The 5,132-nt window shown below is 59.2% G+C and carries 6 protein-coding genes; 3 read left to right on the forward strand and 3 right to left on the reverse strand.

Annotated elements, in window-relative coordinates; genetic code table 11:
* Nucleotides 1-72: 72 nt before the first annotated feature.
* The gene (locus JKG68_RS30925) at nucleotides 73-261 is read right to left on the reverse strand and encodes a YodC family protein (RefSeq protein ID WP_202066130.1); all 189 of its coding nucleotides are present in this window, start codon (nucleotides 259-261) and stop codon (nucleotides 73-75) included.
* 109 nt (nucleotides 262-370) lie between these two features.
* Nucleotides 371-751: a hypothetical protein gene (locus JKG68_RS30930; protein WP_202066132.1), complete on the reverse strand. Its 381-nt coding sequence runs from the start codon at nucleotides 749-751 to the stop codon at nucleotides 371-373.
* Between the two features lie 269 nt (nucleotides 752-1,020).
* On the opposite strand from JKG68_RS30930, the gene JKG68_RS30935 reads away from it, so the two are divergent.
* The 3 genes from JKG68_RS30935 to JKG68_RS30945 all read left to right on the forward strand — a co-directional run bounded on the left by JKG68_RS30935 (nucleotide 1,021) and on the right by JKG68_RS30945 (nucleotide 3,820).
* Nucleotides 1,021-1,686: a peptidoglycan-binding domain-containing protein gene (locus JKG68_RS30935; RefSeq protein ID WP_210346506.1), complete on the forward strand. Its 666-nt coding sequence runs from the start codon at nucleotides 1,021-1,023 to the stop codon at nucleotides 1,684-1,686.
* Between the two features lie 280 nt (nucleotides 1,687-1,966).
* The gene (locus JKG68_RS30940; protein WP_202066145.1) at nucleotides 1,967-2,416 is read left to right on the forward strand and encodes a hypothetical protein; all 450 of its coding nucleotides are present in this window, start codon (nucleotides 1,967-1,969) and stop codon (nucleotides 2,414-2,416) included.
* A gap of 351 nt (nucleotides 2,417-2,767) precedes the next feature.
* Complete coding sequence (locus tag JKG68_RS30945) at nucleotides 2,768-3,820, forward strand: histone deacetylase family protein (RefSeq protein ID WP_202066146.1); 1,053 nt, start codon at nucleotides 2,768-2,770, stop codon at nucleotides 3,818-3,820.
* A gap of 67 nt (nucleotides 3,821-3,887) precedes the next feature.
* On the opposite strand, the gene JKG68_RS30950 is transcribed toward JKG68_RS30945, so the two are convergent.
* A complete protein-coding gene (locus tag JKG68_RS30950; RefSeq protein WP_202066147.1) occupies nucleotides 3,888-4,739 on the reverse strand; it encodes an SDR family oxidoreductase in 852 nt (283 codons plus the stop codon).
* Between the last annotated feature and the right edge of the window lie 393 nt (nucleotides 4,740-5,132).

Genomic DNA, 5,132 nt, shown 5'->3' on the forward strand with positions numbered 1-5,132 from the left:
CGCCTCCGCAAATCGGCGCCAACCAGTGAATCACAAGTCATTGCTCGGATTCAAATTTCACTCGGACAGGCTCTAAGCGGTGGCTTCAACAGCCTCGGGCTGGAGCTCCTTGGCTATGACATGACCGGGGAACGTTCCCTCCTTCACCACCGCCCCCTCGAACCACCTGCAGGTAATCTCGGAGCCGTCGACCTCAACAACGGTCATCCGGTGAGAGGGATATGCAACCAGATGCACGACATCGCCAACGCTGAACTGCATGGTTCGCTCCTGATCCACCACACCAGAGTGTAGGCGGCTGGTTAACAGCAGGTAAGGCCACAGGGCTCATCCTTTTGATCACCCATTCTGACAGGTGCAGCTGAGTTGCTCACTCAGTGGCAATTGCCTTGAGAGCGCGTCTGACGGCCACACGAGCAGCCTCAACGTGTCCTCCGGCCAGCAGCTCGTCGACAATCCTGAGGGCCATCACCGCATCAGGCCGACGCGCTGTGTCTGAGGCTAGTAGCGGGGCATCGTGAGCTATTTCTCCTCCAGCCAGATCATCACTCTCGCCCAGAAGGTAGGCTGGGCTGCACTTCAGCGCTGTCGCAAGGCTTGCCAGGGCGTCCTCACCTGGATGGTGGGAGCGACCCGTGATGATGTCTTGGATGAAGCCGGCCTCTAGACCTGCTTCTAACGAAGCCCTGCGCCACGAGATCTTGAGTGAGCCCACCCGCTCTCCGATGCGTTCTTTGAGGATCGCGTTCACCCTTAGCTCCTTTGGACAAGACACAGCAAAAGGCGAGGAGGCGGTTCATCCGCGCACTCCCCGCTTACTTTTTGGCTGAGGTGATCTTCGACATAAGATAGTTAATGGGAGGCTAACGTTGTGGTCATTCAGCTGGGATCGCGCGGTAAGAGTGGTCTCCGATTGGCTAAATCGTCAGCTATCTGCGGTCATCTTTGGTTAACCACGCTGAGGCAAAGCTCCCGGACAGCCCAAATTGCGTCACAACTCGAACCCATTGCGGATCTGACATGAGCGCGCAAAACGCTCACCGTTTCAGTCAACGACCCGCGAGTAAGTTCATGAGCACCGCAAGGCGTACAGTGGCATCACCGTTTGGCATGATCGACAAAGGCCTCTTGGCCGTTGCCGCTGTCGGCTGGGGGCTATTCGCTTATTCGGCGGTGTCGTCCGGATCTGATGAGCAAGCTGTTCAAACCGAGATTACACGGCTCCATCAGGAGGTTCAGGTCCTCGCTGCAGAACGTAACAAGTTTGCGCAAGAGCGGGATCAGGCAATTCAGGCCAATGGGGATCTGCAGCACCTTCAGGGTCAAACTGCTGCTGTCAGACAGGAACTCCAACGCTTGGAGACAATGAGAGAGCGGGTCAGCGAAGCAATTGATCAAGCTCATCCGAAGCTCGTCACATTGGCCGCTCGGTCGGGAGCGGGCAACGAAGGCACGAGCGTCAGTTCAGCAGAACCTGCTCCTTTGTCGAAACACCAGATCCGCTCAGCACAAGAAGCGCTGATTGATCTTGGGCACGCAAACTTTGAAGCTGACGGCGTGTTTGGCCCCAGCACCAGCAAGGCTGTCGAGGCGTTCGAACGTGCAAGAGGGCTACCAGTCACTGGGAAGCTCGGGACTGCCACTCTTCAAGCTTTGAGGACCCACGTGGCTTCCCTCAGTCAGTAGTTTGGTCGTTTCACCCTATTCAGCCCCGTCACAACTGGCAGGTGTTCGATCAGATTATGCACAAGAGCAGCCGAGCCTAAACGTCCAGCTTTACGGCCGTTCATGGTTCTCAGGAAGTTGGCGCTTGTCGTGTTCGCCTCCGCTATGCACCTCATCGATCCGGTAATGAGTTGGGTTGCCTGGGCGCCGTACCTCCGCATGACTTGTAGGTTGTTCAGGGCCGACGCCATTCGAAGCGCCGTATAGAGGCCATACTTGACGCTAAGACGTAACACTGCCCTTGCTTGCAGTGCCGCTCACGAGAAGAACCCCTATAGGCCCGTCGTCACACTGGACCCTCTTCATCGCCCGCCCCGGACGAGATCGGCAGCACGTTATCCAGGATCCTCAAGGCGAGCGCCGGATCGCCTTTGGCGAAGACGATGGCACGAGACTTAACGATCGTCTCGCCAGGTACATTGTCGAGAACCTGAATTCAGGGTTCGATCCCGAAGACCCCAATCCAGACGAGGGCTGGTTCCTGAACGGCCTGGAAGAAGGTGACGAGCTCGATCCGGCTATTTTGATCTGCGACTCGGACTTTGAAGTCAGGCTCGAGATCCTCGATACCGAGAACCTTGAGGTCGATAAGGCGCTGGGCCGAAGGATTACCGCCCTGATCAATACCTACTTCCGCCAGAACGAGAGTTCATGCTCAAGCGCTACCTCTTCACAGCCCAAGAGACGGTGAACCGGGTCGTAGAAGCCGCTCCAGGCCTCTGGACGTCCCTGCCTGCCAGCTCAATGCTCATGATGGCCAACCTTAGGAAATTGTTGGGGACGCAAATTCAGTGTCGTCCCCTCCCCCAAGCTCAAGCTAAGTCTAAGGACAGCCCGCGATGCAATGGGTCATGCAGTCCATCAGCCCAGAGCTTCACCAAACCTCGCCTGATCAGGAGCCACGGCGCACCCGTCAGATTGCGGGATCTTCGCCCTCTGATGTGCAGGTCGCCCGGTCTCCATATCATCAGCCCGGCAGAGCCCATATTCCATAGTTGCCCTTTGGCAGCTACCCACGGTCTGTGTTTCAAGAGGTGCTGCCATGAAGCTCTTCTTTGCCGAGACCCAGCTGACCCACCAGCCCAAGCAGTACATGGTGCATGGGCGCATCGTGGATCCCTTCGAGAACCCCAATCGTGTTGCCGCACTGATGCAGGCCCTCAAGCCGCTGGGCCTCCAGCAAGCAGAACTCGATGATTATGGGCCTGGTCCCATCCTCGACATCCACGTGGATCACTATGTGGACTTCCTCGCGGAAGCCCATGCCCGCTTCATGGCATTGCCTAACCACGGCCCGGAAGTCCTGCCCAACGTGCATCCCTACAGCGGGGCAGGCTCCAGCCTCCACCCGCGGGATAGACCGCGGCCCACAGGCATTCTCGGCCAAGCTGGATGGTACTTGGGCGACCTGTCCTGTGCCATCATGGAAGGTACCTTCGGCGCAGCCTATGCCTCTGCCCAGAGTGCCATTGCGGGGGCAGAGGCGGTGCTGGCAGGTGACTGTGCCTTTGCGCTCAGCCGCCCTCCAGGACACCACGCCTACGCGGATCGGGCCTCCGGGTTCTGTTACCTCAACAATGCTGCTATTGGCGCCCAGGTCCTGAGACGGACCTTTGCGAAGGTGGCAATCGTTGATTTCGACACCCACCACGGCGACGGCACACAGGCGATCTTCTACAGACGGGCGGATGTGTTCTATGGTTCAGTGCACACTGACCCATCGTCCTACTACCCGCACTTCTTTGGCTATGCGGACGAGACCGGAGCCCTGGAGGGAGAAGGCGCTAATCTCAACCTGCCTCTGGCGCAAGGTGCTGAGGATGAGGTCTTCATCAATGCCAACCAGCGTCTGGCACTTGCCGTCCAAGCTTATGGCGCGGAAGCCCTGGTCATCTCCGCGGGCTGGGACGCCCATAAAGATGATCCGCTCTCCAGGCTGGCTGTTACAACAGCCGCCTATCCTCGCATTGGCGAGATCTGGGGTAAGCTCGCCCTCCCGACCCTCATGGTCCAGGAAGGTGGCTACTCGCTCGAGGCAAGTGCGAAAGCCGCACCTGCGTTCGTGGAGGCGTTCCGGTCCGCTTCAGGCGTGTGAGTTGGCCGCAGTTCCCGCGGAGACAGGGATGCCACGGTGACTGAGTGTAGCGGCTGAAACGCCTGGCTCACGCGGTCAGTTTCTCGCTGATGCCCCAAAGCCGCCTCGCACCCGCGTGGCTCTCGGCGGCCTTGGTCATCTGGGCAGGCCGGCGCTTCTCGAAGTAACCTCCGGCCGGATCTTTGGGCCCATCGGTCGCCAGCCACAGGATCGTATCCGCCCCTTGCTCTGGGGTCTTCGTGAACGGCTTGGCGAAGAGCCAGCCAACTTGAGTGAGCAGACCGCCGCCGGACGGGAAGTTCGTATCAACCACCCCGGGATGGACGGCGCTGACCTTGATGCCGTTGCCGGTCTCCCGCGTGGCGAGTTCACGGGTGAACAGGATGTTTGCCAGCTTGGACTGGGCATAAGCCTTCCACGGCCGATAGCCTTTCTCGAGTTGCAGGTCGTCCCACTCCATATCGCGGACCATCTGATGGGCTCCCGAGGCGGTGTTCACGATCCGAGCTTCCCCGGCCGCAATCACAGCAACCCGCAGCAGCGGCATCAGGCTCTGAGTGAGCAGGAATGGGCCCAGGTGGTTCCCAGCAAACGTCGCCTCGAACCCTTCGGGCGTGACCTGGCGCTTGGGAATGATGGCACCGGCGTTGTTGACGAGCAGGTCCACCCGGTTGGTTAATGAGGCAATGTCATTTGCAGCCTTGCGCACTTCGGCCATAACAGAAAGGTCGGCTTGGACGGGTGTGATATTGGCTCCTGGCACCACCCGGCTGATCTCAGCGAGGGCGGCCTTTGAGCGGTACGGGTTGCGTCCATGAGCAATGACGCGCCAGCCCTGCCGGGCCAGCTCTCGGGCCACGACGAGGCCGATGCCGGAGCTGGCCCCCGTGACGACAGCAGTCTTGGAGTTCTGGGGCATGAGCTCGATCTGAACCTTGTGCTGTGACGTAAAGTGCCATTTTCATTCTACACGGACGGCTCCCACATGGCCTTATATGGACCTTAGGCTTGGAAGGTAGATGATGCCGCCAGCCGTAGCCTGTGAGTTACTCGCTCTGCCCCCTGAGCGCGGCAACTCGCATTAGCTAGCCCTCAGGCACGTTTCTTTGTCATCCATAGCCTGCCCCTTACCGGATCCGTTGAGGCTGGACTGCTCACGCGTAGGTGCCTGAGCCTAAAGCAGTGCCAGACCGTGCGGCTCCAGATCAGGCCCAAGCCATGTAGAATTCGCATCTTCTAAAGCTGGGATGGGGCGCGCCGAGTGTCGCCAAAGAGTAACAGAGGTTGACCGTTGTAAGCCGACCTCCCGCTT

The sequence above is a fragment of the Microvirga aerilata genome, assembly GCF_016743775.1.
Lineage (GTDB): Bacteria > Pseudomonadota > Alphaproteobacteria > Rhizobiales > Beijerinckiaceae > Microvirga > Microvirga aerilata.